Below are 16,574 nucleotides of genomic sequence, written 5' to 3'. Positions count from 1 at the left end.
GTCTTCAACTTGTTTCGAGGATATTCTGTGGCTCTCCATCCATTTTATAGACCATAAAGAAAGAGTGGTTCTTGCGTGCGTGAACTTGATTGTGCATTCCGGAAACAGAGGGTTTGTTGTGACGTTCTACGACGAACAAATCCTTCGTGTAGAACCTCAGCTCTCTCTCGTAAAAGTTTGTTATCTGGATGTGTGTCAAGTATTGAGTGTTTGAACTCACCTCATCTCCAACTTTCACCACAAACACACCGTCATCATTAAGTACTCGTTTGGCTTCCTTCCCCGCTTCAAAGTAGAGGTCTAAGACTGCTTGGTGATACTTCGACCCCCCGGTATGCACATCACCTGTAGAGTAATTCGATCGGAAATTGGAATGTGAGCCATTCCCTGCAAGGTGGTCTTTATTTCGCCGGAAGAATCCTTCTGCATAGGGAGGGTCTAGCACTACACAGTCGATTTCACCATCTTCGTAGGGGAGGTCACGGCAATCGACTCCCTCTTCACTATCTGGTGATTTTTCAGGGTCGATATCTGTCTTGTATACTTTGTACTTCTCGTCCGGCACGTCGGTCCAGAAGTTCCCGCGTCCATAAGTCACGTCAGCAATAGTTGCCCCGTCCTCAACGTGGAGGTCAACTATTTTTGGAAAGACCTTCCGATTATACGCAACATACGAGGAGAGTACGATATCCTCTGAGTCTGCGGATGACTTTTCCGCTGACTCATTTTCAAGATTGTTCGGCATTTACTTGTCGAAACATCGCGACGAGTTATAGTCGTTGGTGGTCTCCTTCGTTGGTCCCAGCGCAAACACGGAATCGGGACAGACGTTGGTAACCCCAACTAGGTGATGGTCACCCCCCTGGATAAGTGACTGGGGCCTCTGTAACGCCTCAGAGTGTACCCTAAACGCGTCTCGAGCGGAAGTGGGGAGTACCAGCCCAACGGGGGTTTCATCGGTATCCGTAACGGTGAGGCACACTTAGCCGTCCGGATGGGGGTGTCGGCTTTCCCTCGTAGTATGTGCGAGCCTCGTCGCGGCCGGCACAAGCGTCGAACCGCTGTGGAAGGTGGCCGCGGGCCCGTCGCTTGAGGGCGTCTTGATAGCGGCGCTGCTGGGCTGGGTCAAGCAGCGGGAGTACGGCCGTGATGTTCCCACGTGGATGGACGAGTTCTGGATTCATACGTCTGCACGGTCCTGGGACGGGAGAAAGCTACCCAGGGGTTACTTGTCGTCGACGTTGTTGAGTTGTGTATCGTACCACCAAAGTTCGCCGTAGCGACCCTTCCGTTTCCGGTGGAATCCGGTGGATTCGACGAGCCTGATGCCAGCTTGATTATCCTTGTGAACGCGGCAGCGGAGGCACCAATACACGTCTTGGAGGCGGTCGAAGATTGCGGTCGCGACGCTCATCCGTCGCGCGTTCGGTGTGATGATGATTCGACTCAGGAACGACGTTCCGACGGTACCGACGACTGCCGTTCCGATGCGGTCGCCGTCGAGAAGGGCCTCCCACGCCTCTCCCTGTTCTTCGGCGGCGGTCAGATTCGGGACATCGTCGATCTCGTCGAAGAAGCACCACACGGCGTTTGGCGAGAGCCGTGAGTATCCGACGGTAATATCGGGATCGGTGTCGATGGATGCCATCGGTCAGGTGGTCAGATTTTGGTATGGGACGTGCGAGAGGTACGTCCGGCACTCGGGGCAGATAACCGAGAAGACGGGACCGTTCGCGTCGCCAGTCTCGACGTACTCGAACTCGCCGTGACTCGAGTTGTAAATGTCTTCCCTGACCGTCATGGCGCTCAGGGCTTCGGTCCCACAGACGGGACAGGGCTCTCCGAATCCCCAGTCCGGTTCGTGAATTGATTGCCGGATTTTGAGTGCGTCGGACGGAAGCTGACGGAGGAGTTTCTGGACGTATTCGGAACCGACAGTATCATAGTCCGGCGATTTGGTGGGGATGAGGAGTGACTCAAGAACGTCTGAGGGGGATTGATCTTCGGAGTCGATTCGCTCTTCTTTGATGTTGATGACGATGACTGTCATGGAAGGCTTGAGAAGGGAGCTGCTGGGTTTGACACCCCGCGGGGCTACTAGCGGATTTGGACGTGGTGGGTTAGTCCACGTCGATAGGCGTGTCGAGACGGGCGGCGGCGACGCGATAAGCGGCGACAATCTCGTCGACGGTGACGTCGTCGTCTGCCTCGCGCTCGATGGTGATCTCGATCTCGCGGCGGACGGTGTCTGCGTCGTGGCTGTATCGCCAGATACCTTGTTCGACACGGGGGTGGGTTAGAATGTTGTTCGGGACTCCGAGGTCGTCGACGGCACGGAGGACTTCGGCGGTTGCGTGAACCCGGTCCCCGTAGCCATCGATCCCTTCTCGGAGCGCCTCGATGGCGTCTTGGAAGGTGAGGTCACTGGCCTCTTCACTAGCGGCGATGTGTGCGGAGACGGCGTCGGACGTTTCGGTGGGAAGCTGGCGCTGGGGTTCTGAGGTCATATTCTCCTTTGGTTAGTGCGAGAGTGGGTTCTTTTGATCGAACGGAATACTCTTGACCTCGACGAGTTCGAGGTGGCTGTCCGCCCGTGCCTGCTTGGCCGCCTTCTCACGGTTCGTTGTGAGTGTCGGGCCGAACTGACCAAGCTTGAGGAGGACGTCTCGTTCCGTGTTGAGCACACCGTATTGCTTGATCTCGCCTCCTGCTGCGGGCTCGTCGGTGCGGTCGACGACGTCGATGTTGAGTGACTGCCACGGCTTCCCGGTGTACTCGACGTGGACGTCCTCGCCGTGTTGGCGGGCGATGTAGTCCCACGCTTGGATGAGTCCCTTCAGGGCATCGTGGCGTTCGCCTTGATCACGACCGAGTATGTCGACCGTGAGGGCTGTCGTCGCAAACGCCATATGGACTCCCTGTCGGTTTTTGAGTTGCTGTTCGACATCGAGCCTCTCGGGGAGATCCGAGAGATCGAATTCTGACGGTGGAAGGAACGATCGCATTTTGTGCACCTCACTTCTGATGGGGGCGAAAAACAACAGGTGGTGCGACTACTCGTGCCAGATTCGAGCATCGAGGAACGGGCCTTCGCGATAGATCTCTGCGTCGTCGAAGACGCGGTCGAGCTGGCGCTTGACCCGGCGGAGGCTCGGTGCGCGCTCCGGGGGACGGAATTGGAACGCGGAGTACCAGGTTGCTTGGTCTTCTTCGATACCTTTCGGGAGGAGGACGGTTGTGAGTGCATCCGACCAGAGATTCCGATCATCAAGGATGGCTTCGAGTGCATTGTGGGAGAGGGATTCACCGGAGGCATCCTCGGCGTAAACGAAGACAGTCTTTGGATATGAGCTACCGACCTTGTAGTCGCGGTTGTACTGATGATTGAGGCCACCGAGAGCGCAATATTCAGCCCCAGTCTCGGGGTCTACCGGACCGAATTCGCCGGGCTTGCCGACAGCCTCGAAGTTGCCCGAGGGCATATAGCGTTCGTGGAGTGGGGCGTGCGTTACGTGGGCGTACGCAAGCCGGCTGAGAGTGGCGAACGGTGCGGCCGAATCGGTGTCGTCGGATGGCGTGGTGGATGCGTTGGACATAGTATCAGATCAGGTTACGACGGAAGTCCGGGGGTGTTGGTGAGTCAGGACTACTCCGGCGACGGGATGAAAGGGATAATCACGCGCTCTCTTGGTTGATGGCGGTCACCTCGTCGTCCGGAACGAGCTCGTCGCGATCGCGGCGCTCATCGCAGTTCGTACAGTAGACGCCCTTATTTTCAACGTCACTTCCGACAACCTCACCGCGCTTCATACCGACCTCTTCGAAAGTACCGTCCTCGTACTTCTGGATGTCGCCGAACTGGACTTCTTCGATGATCCAAGAGAACGACCGGCCGCCGCACTCCGGGCAGGTCATCGGAACCGGCGTGTTCTTTTCAGACGTCATACGTCGACCTCCACGTTCTCTAGGGCCCGTTCGTACAGGGCATCAGTGATCTGCGTCTCGGTTTCAGAGATTGCCGACTCGAGTGAGCGTTCATCTAGATCGTCGATGTCTGGATCTGCGCGCTCGCCGTCGATGAGGTGTTGCGTTGCGACTGCCGTATGGGCTGCGAGAACGGCGATAGCGGCTTCAAAGGCTGGGCCACTGAGGATGCCTGTTTGCATCTCTCGATAGGCCGCGTCGTAGTCTTCGGGCGAGCCGGGAGACGGAACAATATCGTTGAGCGAGCTGGTCTTGGTGAGGTCGTACGCGATGGCGTCTTGGGAGTCGTAGCCATCGCGGAGGGCGATACCAAAGCCGGCACGTTCCAGCGTGTCGAAAAGTTCGATGAGTGCGGCTTGTGAGGTGTCGTCAGGGACGAGGAGTGAGGCAACGGAGTCCTCGTCTCGAGTGCTGTCTGTCATTTGTTATTGAAACCTCTTCGCGCCTGTAACGGAGAAGAAAAATTGGGCTCGAAATAGTAGTTACTTGGGGCGGTAAGCGGGGCCCGATTCGTGCCTCGTGACTTCGGTTACCGTGATGGCGTCGACGTCGACCTCGAGAACACCGGGATGGTCAGGGGTGGCAGAGAGATCGGAAAGTCCCTCATTGAGGCGTTCTTGAAGCCAGTCGGCGTAGATGTCGGCTGGAATTGATTCGTCGAGGTCCTCTGTTGCACCAAGGGGAATCTGTATGTCGATGGTTACTGTTCGATCGTGGTGAGTGGACGAATTCATAGCGTGTGGAGCTGTAAGTTATTTATCGCTGGTCGCGAATCGCGTCGAGACTAAAGTCCTCGCCAGGGTTGCGGATGGCATCGAGCGTGTCGGTGACGAATTCGAGTGCCTCAATCTCTGACTGAAGCCGGGCGATTTCTTCCTCGCGGTCTTGGATGGCGTCGATGATAGCGGCTTCTGCCTGCTGATAGTCAGCGTCCTCACGGACGTCGTTGTCGTCGTCCTCTTGGATTGATGTGGTGAGTGCCGATGTCGGGAGTTTCCCGTCGGGGCGGGGGACCGTCTCTTCGTTGACTTCGATAGCGACGCGTCGGACGTGCTTACAGCCGCCCTCTGGATCGCGGTCTTGGTAATCCGGACAAGTACACGTTTCGTCGATGAGGTCGACAGTGTAGGTCTCCCCGGACTCGCCAGTGACTGAGTAGATGCCGCCCTGCTTGAGGAGCGCGACATCCATCGTTTCGTTACGAGCGCGTTCGTCACGTCGGTCAGTACTCTGGGGCAGCGTTGGGGACGAGTCGGATGCGTCTCCGGTCGCTGCGGTGGAGTGTGAACTCACGATATGATTCCTCCACCTGCTGGCAGGGGAGTGAAAAACGCCCGCGTCACAGATCGCTAATCTATGCTTGTGCTGGCTGAGGATGCTCTTGAGGGCGTTCTGTAAGTCGAAATCGCTAATCGGTTGTTTCGGAGCAAAATTCTGCAGACCGAGCTCACTTATGCGGTTAAAATAGCATCCTGGACAGGTCCCAAAATTTGTTTTGAACGGGTTTTTATATACTGTGGGCGACCTGTATTCGATAATGAGTGACTCGTCGGACGACTATACGCTTGAGGACGCAAAAGACGAAGTCGGAATTCTTCGCCGTGTAACCGACGATGTCGTCGAAGCGATTCGTAATGCCGAGAACGAAGACGTACTGGAGTTCCTGATCGAGGACGAGAAACTCGACGTACTCCACGACGGGAAGCGTGGACTCGGACGGGTGCGACGTGCCGTGCTTGAGTCGGCACTCGCGTCGGATCGGCTCAAGCGTATCGTGAGTCTCCGCGGTGACGAAACGCCCGAAGAGATACTCGTCCCAAACGATGTGGAGCGCAACGCCAAGGTCGCACTCGAAACTGGGAAGCCCGTCGTCCTGTACGGACCGACCGGAACAGGGAAGACGACCTTCGCCAAGCAGCTCGCTCGTGAGACCGGCATCGGGTACGCGCTCAACACTGCGACACCCTCGTGGACGCCGTCGGACATCATCGGCGGGATCAGCCCAGACTACACCGGTGACTCGCTAAGCTACCGAACGAAACTCGGATGCGTGTCCGAAGCCGTTCAGCGTGCCCGCCGATTTGACGTCGAGTACGGCGTCATCCTCGACGAGATCACGCGAGCCGACATCTCGAAGATCTTCGGCCCACTGTACACCGCCATCGAGAACCCCCATCAGACTATCTTCGAGACCGACGAGGGGGAGACCATCGAACTGGACGAGCGGGTGAACATCATCTGTACGATGAACATGTCCGACCGGACGGTGAACGAACTCGACAACGCGATCACCCGCCGGTTCGCCATGATTGAGCTGGACGAGTACGAGGAGGATAAGCGCCGGCAGCTGTTCAAAGATTGGATCACCACGCACGTCACCGACCACTCGGATCTCGGAGAAAGCGAGATCCTCCGCCTGTTTGAGCGGGACTACCAGGGAATCAACCACGGCCACGAATCGACATCACAAGGGTCGATCATGCGCTTCGGCCCGATGCATTACCGCGACGTCGCCGTCTTCCTTGGCGTTGGCTGTCGAGAAGGCGGGGAGTACGAGTATGACCAGAAAGATGCGGTCGGACAGGCGTTCCGGACGTACATCGTTCCGCGACTCCTGAACGCCGCCGCATTCCCGCAGATCGAGCGGATCGCGGAACACTACCGCGCGATGAACGGCGAGTTCGAGGAATTCGATCTCGCCCCTGCTGCAGAGCTAGCCGAGCGAGAACTCGAACAGGAACGTCGTCAGATGGGCTCCTACGAGTAATGAGCACTGTTGACGAAGTCTACGAGTACGGGCAGGACACCTTCAACGTCCCCGAACGCGGGGAAATCCGGATAGAGGGCTGTCCGTCGTCCATCGGGGATCAGCTTCGTCGCGCATCTTTCACACAGCAGAGTCCCGGCGTCTTCACGAAGAGCCAAGCAGCACTTGACGGCGAGCAGGAGTACGAAGTCGTCACAGTCACCGTAGACGGCGACGAGAACGAGGTACTCCACGTCGAAGCGACGGACATCATCGGCGTCGTGAGCCTCACACCGTCGTCAAAGGTCCAGGTCGATCCGAAGATCGACTGGGAGCACATCTTCGACATGCTGCTGGCGGTCTACGACCAGAACCGATCCATCGAATATCACGGGATCCCGCTGCAGGATTTCCTCTCTGACGACATCCATCTCGACGATGTCTTCGTTGTGCTGGCGATCAACTACCTCGATGGGTTAGAGACGATTCATCGGCAGGGATACATCCGCGACTTGGTCATCCGACGGTTCGACAGTCTGGACGGTCGGGGAGAGATCGATGTCGAACAGACGCTTATGAACCACGCGCAGGGGACGCTGGAGCCACACTGGATACGCAACGAGACCGAGTACGACAACGCCGCGAACTCGCTGCTCCACTACGCGGGGAAGACGCTACTTCGGCTCTTTCGACAGAACTCTCACGAGAACGACCACCCTGCATACGACCGTATCTTCTCAGAGGTTCACCGAGAGGTGGAGCGCCTGGAGAGTATGGGTGTTAGCAGCGGGTTAGACCGGATGGACGCGTATCGACGCCTCTCGCTCAGCGACCTCCCGAAGCAGCGCCGGTATTACCAGAAGGCGTTCGACGTCGCCAAAGCGGTGATGTCGTCGTCACTCGGCCAGCAACTCCGAGACGGCCCGCGAGAACTGGTCGTGGACTACGTTCTGAATATGGAGTCGCTGTTCGAGCAGTACTCACAGGTCGTCATTGAGCGGGAGCTCTCGTATATCAAGTCATACGACCACCTTGGCGGCCTCGACGACGTGACGCCCGTCCGGTCACCGTCCGTGAATCCGTTCGAGGGTGAGGGCCAGATCTACCACGAACCGGACCATGCGCTACAAGAGGGCGACGAGACACTAGCTGTGCTAGACTCGAAATACTACGCAGAGGGCCACGACCCAGTGAAGGAATCGCCGTCTCGGTCTCGGTTGTTCAGCTACGCCTACCTCCTCCATGCTGACCGGCTCGCGTTCCTGTGCCCGCTACTCAAACCGAAGCGTCGCCGAGTCGCCCAGACCGGAGCTGAACTGCAGATCGTCTCACCCGAGCAGTCGTTCACTCTGGATGGATACGGCGACGTCGTCCACAACTACCTACACGACGTCCTCGTCGAGAAATCTGCTGAACTCGAAGCCTTCCGCGCCGTCGCAGAGAATCGCCTGTGTCTCGACGGCGTCGAAGAGACTGCCCTGAGCGAAGCGACATCGATGAGCGGTCCGTTCACGTTCAAAGATACTCGGGATTTCTCGCTCCGCGTCCTCAAGGCCGCTGCCGACGAACACTCGTGGGAAGTTCGCAATCGGTACGACCTAGAGCAAGACGGTGACTGGACGCGAGAACAGATCGAGACGCGCTGTGAACAGCGCTACGAGCATACGACGACGTGCATCCCGGTATTCTGCCGCGAGCACGGGCAGGAGTGGATCGACCTCTATTTCCTCCAGAATGGTTCCGATGAAGTGGAGAAAGAGGGACCGCTGAAACTGCTCTGAACAGTAGTTTCGTCCGACAGTCTCTTTATACCTGGTTTCACACTAATTAGATAGTTGAATGAGTAACGAGATGACATCACATGACCCCCTTTCGAACGATGACGGGTTCTGGGGTCTACTGCTCGGGAAGAAATATGATAAAATCCCGGAGTCAGAACGGACGCTTGAAAATCTCGTATCGGATTTCTACGTTGGGCGAACGAAACGAATTGACTCTCGGTTTGAGTCAGTCGACGGCTTACTCGCAGAATTAAAGGACCAATCACAAGATCCTGCACAACAGCTTCTACTCACCATCTGGGCAGAAGAAAAATGGGCGCAAAAGAGCAGCGGAGGCAACGGTTTCCAGGTGGAAACTAATTTCGAGGACGAACTTCGCCGACTCGAAGATGAGGGTCTCTTCGTCGAAGAGTTGATTGACGGTTTTACACTGGTGTGGCCGAGTAAAGAGGTTCGTGTGACCACTCGGGAAGACGATCGTGTCCGAAGTCGCTTGTTCGAGCGTGCCCACCCACTATTCGTTCGGAAAAATGGTGGTGGTGAGATAGAGGTACGAGGTGCAAAGAGTCGAATCAAGAAGTTCTCAAAGACCTTTACAGATAGTGATGGAGTTGACAGAATAGAGCGATCACAAACAACTCAGCACGTCATCGATGGACTTGCGTCAATCTTCAACGATGAGATTGAAGCGCTCACACTCACCGAGGTAGAGTTCCAACGAACCTATCTCCCCGATGGATCATCCCTCTCCCTCAGCAACCCTACGGGAGTTCGAAATGATCTCAACTCAGAAGCCGTCTTTCAGGAACTAGTCGATCTTCAGAGCTTATCCGAACTGTCCCATCTCGGCTTCAACCACAACAAGACGGGGAAGAAGGTCGAGCTGAAAGTAGAGCGTGAAGAAACAGGATTTTACTTTGAGATCCAAGACCGGTACCTGCCCGAGTCAGAAAAGGAGGCAATTCGATTACTGATCGAGGATAAACTGGGCATCTCATTCGATAGCATCTATCCATATGACGTCCAGCTACGAGATTCATACATCTTCCACCAGATTCTCACGGGGGCAGTTGAGACGTATAACCGATATTTCGAGGATTTACCGGAAGAAGAACAGTCACTTCTGAACGAATTCATCGACGTAGCCGAGATTGACACATATGAGTGTTATCGCTGTCACGAGGTATATGAGGAAGAAAAGCCGGACGAATGCGACGAATGTGAAGGTGATAGTTTCAGAGACGACATCCGGCGGGAGGTCAGCGTTGACGATGAGGCGATCCATGAAGCAGCATTTGAGTCGCTAAAAGAGATCCGTGATACGCTTTCAGATAATGGCATCAACTTCTTGGACGTCTCAATCGATGGGTATGAGACGAAACACAACGACTACATCCGAGCCACATTCCAAGAAGTGGCGAGTGCAGGAAAAGAAGCCAACACGCACCGGTATGAGTACATCAACTATTGTCTCGGAAATGGCCGCCTTCCTCGACGAATTAATCAATACCTGCTAAACTCGGTTCTCGTCGTTTATGGGAAAGCGTATCTCAACGGGCGAGAGCACTTCGGGACGATTGACCTACACGACCTGTTGATGACTGATTCTCCAGAGGATCTTCTTACCTCAGCGATTCGTGACAGCAAGTCCCAGTTCAGAAACCGAATTATTGGTCGGGCTGACGAAGCGTTCGAACGCCTTCAGGACCTACATCAGCGGGGTGCAGCAGGCGAATTCGACGATCTCTCACAGGAGGAGCGGAAGGAGCTGAAGGAGGAGTACGACTACAACGAGTTTGAACGAGACGTGTTCTATCTCCTGAAATTTATGTTTCTCTTCACCGAGCGGTGGGGTCGAGAAGGAGAGACGGAAACAGATGGCTGTCTCGTAATTCCTGAAGACGACGGTTACTTCATCGCAAGTTACGACCCGAAACTCACCTACACAAAGAAGGGATACGATCTCGATGCCGGTGAGAAGAACAAAGCTGCTTGGTATATGGTTACGGAAAATCTCGGTGGTGCTCTCTCAGTTTCGCTCTCAGATGACGAAAACCTGGACGCCCACCTCTTCGTCTCGAATAATTTCCGAGAAGGTCAATTCCCCTATGTCGCCTCTCGTGTACAGGAGTGGTTCGAGCAGAGTGAGGATGTGGAGAAGGAAGATATCCCAGTTGCATTCCTCCCTCTCGAATCATTGTTGTCGCTTTACGATATTTTCGACCGACACTACGATCCGATAATCGAATACCCCTCAGTGAAAGCTGCGTTCAGAAGAGCATTCATAGAGAAGATCAGGGGCGGGGAGGATGGGTACTCTGTTGTGGACACCGACGCCTGCGACGCCGTCGAAGAACGAGTACTGCAGGCTTTGAAAGGCACTACCCGGAGTAGAACCCTCAAAGACCACACCGAATAGGGTGCGGTCAATTCTGTACCCCTTCTGGAAATAGTACGACACTACATACGGCGGTTATGACCACTGCTGAGGATTAAAACGGCGCGACGAGCCACTCCCCACCTTCTTTTCGTTCAAGTTGTGGACCAAAGACCTGCTGAAGCGAGTAGAGCTCGTCATCGTACCGAAGGTCGTAGGTCTTCCCGCTTCGATGAAACGACCCTTCGATGACGAACTGTATCGTGGGACTTTGATACTCCAGATCGTTCGCACGTTGATCCATCTCACGGGCGAGTTCGTTCGCCAGGTCTTCGTCACTCAGGGCATCCGACAGTCCGACGACACTCACTGTCTCGGGAACATCATCTTCCTTGAGCCGCTGGAGGAACTCCTTCACGGGGATCTGGTGTTCGAAAGTCTCGTAGGCGCCTTCAATGACGAGATTGTACTGTCCGGGTATTTGTCCGGGGGCTGCCATTACCTATAGCACGTCGCCGAGGGGTCAAAAAGGGGTGCGGTACCTCAATCGTCCCGTCGGAGGTCTTGCAGGGAGTTAACGCGTCGAAGTGCATTATACCGATCGCGGTAGTTGGGCGTTAGGTCGGGAGATCAATGCCAAGCGCCTCGTCGGTGGGCGACCAGGTATGCTTGTTCTGCTCAGCGAGGCCAACGTTCTCGAGACGGCTCAGAATCGAACCTACCTCATTTCGTTCTGTACCGTTCGAGTTCGGTTCTTCGAACGGTGAGTCTGGAAGCTCGGTCGCGTCCCCGTGGATAACACGACGGACCGCGCCACCAGTGTTCTGGCGGAGTGCCTTGAGAACGAACTGTTCTTCCTTCGTAAGCCGGTCAATCGCGTCCGCCGGCTCTTCGACATTTCCAAGACGTGTCTCGGGCGTCGCCCATTCGTCGAGGACAAAGTCGATTATCGTCTCCTCGCGGTCTTCGATATTTTCCACGGACCACTCGTCGTAGTCGTTCTGGATATCCCATTGCACCCAGAGCTTCGACTCCACGTATCCCTCATCACACTTGGTCTCGAATGTAGCGTTCCCCCACTTCGAGTTCCACGGTCTGCTCGCAAGCGTGAGATTCCCGAGTCGATCAACGTATGCGTCGTACCGCGCTTCAGGACTGGGATACTCGTCGGCATCCTCGAGGGGTAGTTCGTCGGGACTCTGTGGCCAAATGTGTTCGACCGTGTATTCGTTGCTCATTGCTTCCGTGAGCGATGGTCCACCGCGCTCACCCCTCTCGTCAGCTCGGTGTTCGTTGTAGAAGTAGAAGAGATACCGGAGGTCCTGCGAGCTCGCTTTCGAATACAGATCCGCAGCTGAAAGGGACCGTCGGAACTGCGAGTCGTCCTCGTACCGGTTCATTAGGGAGACGACTTTGCTTACCCAGATATCGGCTGGACTGTCTTCGCTGATGTTTCGCGTGCGGACGTAGAGGCTGGACTCACCGGTGTGACTTCGATGGTTCCCAATCGAGTAGACGCGGAAGATGTACGTCTCAATCGCGTTCAGGAGCTCCTGCCTGCCATCGTCATCAAGATTCGGCCACGCTTTGAGGAGCAACGGGTAGAACTTCGTCGCGTGACGGAGGCGGTGTATTCGCTGAACGAGGGTCGAAATTTCATCATCAGCGGTACAGTCTAACACCTTCGATAACGCGTTGAATCCGCGTTCCAAGCTGTTGGTGTAGTCTTTGATGTATTCCAAGCACGCTCGTGGATCTTCCTGTCGAAGCTTGCGGATGTGCTCTTTCAGCTCGCTAAGGAAGGCGGGATCACTGTACTCGTCGGAGTTCGACCAGTCAAAATACGAAATGAAGTGGTAGCGCTGGACTGCATCATCGCTAATATCGGTGACGTATGGTGATTCCAACATCGTCTGGTGGTCGTTGTACATCTCCCCGAACGATTGCCGGATTCGGCGGATGGTCGCTTGGGCCTCGCTCTCAGTATCCGCAGCGAGGTATGCCATCCGCATCAGGAACGACTTCGTCTTGTCGAACGTAGAGAGCGACCGACCTCGGTCGTTGACGCTATCGAAGATGAGCGTCGCTTTCTCGGGATTAGCTGCGTCAACAACGTACACCATCAGTTCGAGTTCGAGGATGGTCTCCCAGAGTAGCTTGAGTTCCGTAGCGACGTCCACGGGATCGACATCGGGGGATGCGGTGAGGTCGTCAAGTTGGTCATCGAAGTATTCCTTCGCCTCGATCATCTTCCGCTGAGACGGGCGGTCCGGTTCGTGAACGTCGTGGCCCGTGAGTAGCCATTCGAGGTACTTGTTGTCCTCCTCGTCAAGGAGCTGGAGCTGATAGATGTTGTCCTCAACGAGAAGTGTCTCGCGCATCTCTTCGACGTCGTCGAGTATCTCGGCCTCGTGATCCGTTTCCGGCGCGATTTCTGCCAGACACTCCGTCATCGAGCGAACCAGCAACGCAAGCGAGGTGAGACGTTGTTGGCCGTCGATAAGGAGGTTGATGGGCTTTTCTCTCGAAGAGCCGTAGCCACCGGTACTCCCACCGCTTTCCGTTTCGTCTGTCTTCTGGATGATGATCGTCCCGAAGTAGTGCTGTTTGTCCGGCGGAAGCGTGTAGAGATCAGTCCAGAGGTCATCCCACTCCGGTTCAGTCCACGAGTAGTAGCGCTGATACTCCGGAACGTGGAACACCCCTGCCGTCGTCAGTTCCTCTAACGACTTCTTTCCCGATTCCATATGGTCCTGTGTTCAGAGGAGGTAGAAAGTTCCCAGGGTGGTATTCACTCCAACAGCGTATCTCGGTCAGCCATCCAAAGCGCTATTTCACGGCGCGGCTAATCAACTATCGAGCGCAACGGTGCTGCGTAGAGCCTGTGTGACCATGTCCCTGAAGCCCGGCGGCGCAAGCCTATGGCGTCGAAGACGGACGTGGGCACAGGAAACGCACCGGTTTTTCGATTCTACAGTACGGAGAGCTACTACCGGGATCAGTAGCTCGTGATATCCCGATCTCCGAGCACCCGCGTGTACGTGTCGTCGCCGGTCACGTCGGCGAGCCGACCGGCGAGTTCGCGCAGATCGTCATCGACATCCCATTTTTCGACGTAGTTCTGGACCGCCTGGCCCTTCTCGTAGCGGTACCGCAGGAACTGGAGCTTGTCGAGGTCCGAGAGATGGTCGCCACCGTCGCCGTTGACGCGCTCCTCAATGTACGCCCTGCGCTTCTCGTTATCCCAGGTTCCGAGTTCAAAGCCGTCATCTTGGTTGTACAGGCAGGTATCCTTGAGATCATCCGGGGTGGCGTTCGTCCCGCGACAGAGCTTATTGATGTCGTCGAACGAGGGGTTCGACGTGTCGAGTAGGTCGATGAACACGTCCTCAACGCCGATGTCGCTGGCCTCCTGAATGATGCCATAAATCTCCTGGACGACCTCTTTCGCAGTCATGATCTCGCCATCACGCTGAACCTTCCCGTGGTGCTTGGAGTATTCGCGGAAACATGCGCCCATCTCCATCACGCCGATGTCACCTCGGGAGAGCTCGCGGTTCTCTTCGAGTTGCGTTCGGGTGCGTCGAGCCGTACGGTAGATGTCGCGGCGGAGTGATTTCCATGACGCTGGTTCTGTTTCGTCGATTGGGCGGGCGACTACAACGATGTCGAAAGAGACGGCTTCGCCGGAGATGAATTTGTTCAGGTCTGATGAGATGGGGTACGTAGCCGTTACCTCAAACCCAGTTTCACAGAGTGACTCTAATAGTTCTCCCCAAGACTCTGAATCAGAGTGATGGTAGGTAAAAGCTAGTACCCCTTCTGATTTGAGGTGATAGTGGATATTGCCGAAGGCCTGACTCAATTCTGACTCAAAGTCCTCAGCAGTTTTATCGAGGAACGGATTCGTGACAATACTATCTGCTCGCGGTGTTTTGTCGGAACCGAAGCCGGGATACTCGTCTTCTAGAAGAAGCTTCTGCCAGACGTAGAAATAGTCTGCCACTTCGGAGTACATAACATTATCGTAATATGGTGGATCAGTAATGACTGCATCAAACTCACTCTCCCCGAAGTCAATCGTCCGCGCGTCGCCCAAATTAAGGGTATAGTCGCCACCGATTTCCTTCGTAAATGGCTCGGATTCTTTGGTTTCGCCGTTCGAAATATATCGTTCAGTTGGGCTTGAAGCGTATTTCACGCCATTGAACACCTTCTCCATTGTATTCGAGAAGGTCCCCCGCCCGAACTCAGTCCCCCAAAGATTGTTCTCAACGAAATCCGTCTGCGGGACGAACGAATTCATCCGGAACGTGCCCTCGATCTTGTTCGCATTCAGATTATAGATCGAAAAGGTGCTATTGAACATCAGGCTATCCGAAAACCCGATCAACAGCATCTCCTTGAGATTCTCGTCTGCGACTTCTTCGTCAATAGAGCGTAATAGCGTGGCCAGACAGAGCAGCTGTCTGTCGGTGAACATATCCTCCCAATCTTCATATCCATGGTCGAAAATAGGGTTGCGTTCGGAGGGGATGTGTCCCTCCGGAATATGCTCCGTCGGGGCGTACTCCTGTAACTCGTCACTGGATGTCCACGCTTCGCTGGCCTCCTCGTAGAGTTTCTCATCCTGGGGATCGACTTGCTTGTATCCCTTGTACTTGCTTCGCTCTTCGCCCGCCTGGTCACAGTGCTCGCAGTAATACTCTAAGGCATACAACCGGGTGTCGTACCCGCTCTGTTCCTGAATAGCATCGGTAATCGCGTACTTTTGACCACAATCTGGGCAATTGTATTTCCCCCCACGCGAGACATTGCCCTCCTTCGGCGTGAATCCATTTCCACACTCCCCGCAGGAACTCTCCGACTGCCAGTCGTCAACTAGTGTGATTGCGCCACAATCGGGGCACAAAACGTTGTACTGATCATCGTTCTCGTATCGCCCTTGTGCAACACGGTAGTCCTTGAACAGCGGGACTGTGTGCCCACAGGACACACAATCGAGTTCCTTCGCCCAAAAGTTGTACATCACATCGGCGTCGTGATCTCCGTGCGGGCAGGGGGTGCGGTAATATTGAAGGATCTCATCAGACACATCCTGTTTTACACGCTCGAACGCATCCTTGAGCTCCTCGACATCCGTCTGCCCCGCCTCGAGTTCCTTCTTTGTGACAAACCACGCAACTGGATTCAGATCATTGCCGACAACTTCGGCGCCAAATCGTGAGGCTTCAACGAGCGAGGTGCCTCCGCCCATAAATGGATCGAGAATCTTCTTATCCTCGACTCGGACGTCTTTGGGATAGAGTTCCCAGAGGCTGTGCGGGTTAGTGATATCAACTTGTTCAAGCACCGACTCGATATCGAAGTCAGCGCCGTCCCCATCACTAAACCCGGCAAGTGTCTCGTTCTCATGCCCGGGTTCGAAGACATCTACCTTCTCTGGATCATCAAGTAGTGAGTACAGCGAAATAGAGCGGAAGACACAGCCGAGACGCCGGGCCCACCACTTGTGCATCGTGTAGATGGGCCGATAATGCATCTTCGCCCGACCCTCCTTCGCGGCGATTTCATTAACTCGTTCTATCGGAAATCCTTTCTCGATAGGAAGACGCCCCTCTTTGGTAGATTGTTCCTCTAGAGATGAACCGTCCATACCTCAATTAGAGGAGTGTATACTCGCATA

General features: G+C 55.2%; 16 protein-coding genes. 4 read left to right on the top strand and 12 right to left on the bottom strand.

All coding sequences use genetic code 11. The features are described from left to right. Window positions 1–4: 4 nt before the first annotated feature. The 8 genes from EDM04_RS13370 to EDM04_RS13335 all read right to left on the bottom strand — a co-directional run bounded on the left by EDM04_RS13370 (window position 5) and on the right by EDM04_RS13335 (window position 4,406). Window positions 5–745: a DNA methyltransferase gene (locus EDM04_RS13370; protein ID WP_123622921.1), complete on the bottom strand. Its 741-nt coding sequence runs from the start codon at window positions 743–745 to the stop codon at window positions 5–7. Window positions 746–1,225: 480 nt separating this feature from the next. After that, the gene (locus EDM04_RS13365) at window positions 1,226–1,648 is read right to left on the bottom strand and encodes a GNAT family N-acetyltransferase (protein ID WP_123622919.1); all 423 of its coding nucleotides are present in this window, start codon (window positions 1,646–1,648) and stop codon (window positions 1,226–1,228) included. Between the two features lie 3 nt (window positions 1,649–1,651). Next, complete coding sequence (locus tag EDM04_RS13360) at window positions 1,652–2,050, bottom strand: hypothetical protein (RefSeq protein WP_123622917.1); 399 nt, start codon at window positions 2,048–2,050, stop codon at window positions 1,652–1,654. 70 nt (window positions 2,051–2,120) lie between these two features. Next, a complete protein-coding gene (locus tag EDM04_RS13355) occupies window positions 2,121–2,507 on the bottom strand; it encodes a hypothetical protein (protein WP_123622915.1) in 387 nt (128 codons plus the stop codon). A 12-nt stretch (window positions 2,508–2,519) separates the two neighbouring features. Beyond that, window positions 2,520–3,005 (bottom strand): hypothetical protein, encoded by a 486-nt coding sequence (locus tag EDM04_RS13350; RefSeq protein ID WP_123622913.1) that lies wholly within the window; start codon window positions 3,003–3,005, stop codon window positions 2,520–2,522. Between the two features lie 48 nt (window positions 3,006–3,053). Continuing rightward, window positions 3,054–3,596: a hypothetical protein gene (locus EDM04_RS13345; RefSeq protein WP_123622911.1), complete on the bottom strand. Its 543-nt coding sequence runs from the start codon at window positions 3,594–3,596 to the stop codon at window positions 3,054–3,056. Between the two features lie 79 nt (window positions 3,597–3,675). Then, window positions 3,676–3,945 (bottom strand): hypothetical protein, encoded by a 270-nt coding sequence (locus tag EDM04_RS13340; protein ID WP_123622909.1) that lies wholly within the window; start codon window positions 3,943–3,945, stop codon window positions 3,676–3,678. After that, on the bottom strand, window positions 3,942–4,406 hold the full coding sequence (locus tag EDM04_RS13335) for a hypothetical protein (RefSeq protein ID WP_123622907.1): 465 nt from the start codon (window positions 4,404–4,406) through the stop codon (window positions 3,942–3,944). Before EDM04_RS13335 ends, EDM04_RS13340 begins: the two co-directional genes overlap by 4 nt. Before the next feature lie 90 nt (window positions 4,407–4,496). On the opposite strand from EDM04_RS13335, the gene EDM04_RS18595 reads away from it, so the two are divergent. After that, entirely contained in the window at window positions 4,497–4,637 is a 141-nt protein-coding gene (locus EDM04_RS18595) for a hypothetical protein (protein ID WP_164471134.1), read from the top strand. A 103-nt stretch (window positions 4,638–4,740) separates the two neighbouring features. Here EDM04_RS18595 and EDM04_RS13330 read toward each other — a convergent pair whose 3' ends face one another. After that, entirely contained in the window at window positions 4,741–5,175 is a 435-nt protein-coding gene (locus EDM04_RS13330) for an SWIM zinc finger family protein (RefSeq protein WP_123622905.1), read from the bottom strand. Window positions 5,176–5,521: 346 nt separating this feature from the next. On the opposite strand from EDM04_RS13330, the gene EDM04_RS13325 reads away from it, so the two are divergent. From EDM04_RS13325 to EDM04_RS13315, 3 genes are read left to right on the top strand one after another with little or no spacing between them, the layout of a single operon-like run. Further along, window positions 5,522–6,751, top strand: a complete 1,230-nt coding sequence (locus tag EDM04_RS13325; RefSeq protein WP_123622902.1) for an AAA family ATPase — start codon at window positions 5,522–5,524, stop codon at window positions 6,749–6,751. Next, window positions 6,751–8,511: a restriction endonuclease gene (locus EDM04_RS13320; protein ID WP_123622900.1), complete on the top strand. Its 1,761-nt coding sequence runs from the start codon at window positions 6,751–6,753 to the stop codon at window positions 8,509–8,511. Before EDM04_RS13325 ends, EDM04_RS13320 begins: the two co-directional genes overlap by 1 nt. 58 nt (window positions 8,512–8,569) lie before the next feature. Further along, complete coding sequence (locus tag EDM04_RS13315; RefSeq protein ID WP_123622898.1) at window positions 8,570–10,930, top strand: hypothetical protein; 2,361 nt, start codon at window positions 8,570–8,572, stop codon at window positions 10,928–10,930. A 73-nt stretch (window positions 10,931–11,003) separates the two neighbouring features. Here EDM04_RS13315 and EDM04_RS13310 read toward each other — a convergent pair whose 3' ends face one another. From EDM04_RS13310 to EDM04_RS13300, 3 genes are all read right to left on the bottom strand, one after another. Further along, entirely contained in the window at window positions 11,004–11,387 is a 384-nt protein-coding gene (locus EDM04_RS13310) for a hypothetical protein (protein ID WP_123622896.1), read from the bottom strand. A 118-nt stretch (window positions 11,388–11,505) separates the two neighbouring features. Beyond that, window positions 11,506–13,635 (bottom strand): DUF262 domain-containing protein, encoded by a 2,130-nt coding sequence (locus EDM04_RS13305; RefSeq protein ID WP_241154922.1) that lies wholly within the window; start codon window positions 13,633–13,635, stop codon window positions 11,506–11,508. A gap of 251 nt (window positions 13,636–13,886) precedes the next feature. Continuing rightward, a complete protein-coding gene (locus EDM04_RS13300; RefSeq protein ID WP_123622893.1) occupies window positions 13,887–16,544 on the bottom strand; it encodes a DUF1156 domain-containing protein in 2,658 nt (885 codons plus the stop codon). Window positions 16,545–16,574 lie beyond the last annotated feature (30 nt).

The organism is Halorubrum sp. CSM-61, assembly GCF_003781945.1.
Taxonomy (GTDB): Archaea; Halobacteriota; Halobacteria; order Halobacteriales; family Haloferacaceae; genus Halorubrum.
Note: the sequence above shows the minus strand (reverse complement) of the source record. Positions and strands in the feature narration are given on the sequence as shown.